Source organism: Streptomyces sp. WM4235 (assembly GCF_001279725.1).
Classification (GTDB): Bacteria; Actinomycetota; Actinomycetes; order Streptomycetales; family Streptomycetaceae; genus Streptomyces.
In genome coordinates this window covers 1-384 of sequence record NZ_LGDE01000321.1, presented here as the reverse complement: position 1 = coordinate 384, position 384 = coordinate 1, and the positions used below count along the sequence as shown (strand labels likewise).

Sequence of the window (384 nt, the reverse complement as noted above, 5' to 3'; positions counted from 1 at the left end):
GGCGAGGAGTGCGGGGAACGGGTTCCCGGGGTCCTGGGCGTCTTCACTGGGGATGCGGGCGGTGAGCGGTTGGCCGCTCGCGGCCGGCTGTTCGTGGCTCTCGGCGAACTCCCACGCCCCGGTCGCCGGTTCTGCTTCCTCGGCGGACACCGTCAGCGCGTGGACGTACTGGCGGTACTGCTCCTCGGGGATGCGCTGCAAGGGGACGGGAAGGTCGAGCGGTTCGAGGCGGGCGCTCTGCTCGCGGGTGGGGTCGAGGGTCTCGGCGTGCGGGAACGCGCGCCGGGCCGCAGCAGTGGCGGGCAGGGCGATCGGGGGTGGGAGGGGGGGGGGGGGGGGGGGGGGGGCGGCGGGGCGGGGGGCGGGTTTCTCGTCGTGGTCCCC

The 384-nt window shown here is 76.3% G+C and carries 1 protein-coding gene; it reads right to left on the bottom strand.

Annotated elements, in window-relative coordinates; translation table 11 throughout:
- Nucleotides 1-201 (bottom strand): hypothetical protein (locus ADK55_RS38715; RefSeq protein WP_159041498.1); only part of this gene is annotated, 201 nt, incomplete at its 3' end.
- Nucleotides 202-384: the final 183 nt, after the last annotated feature.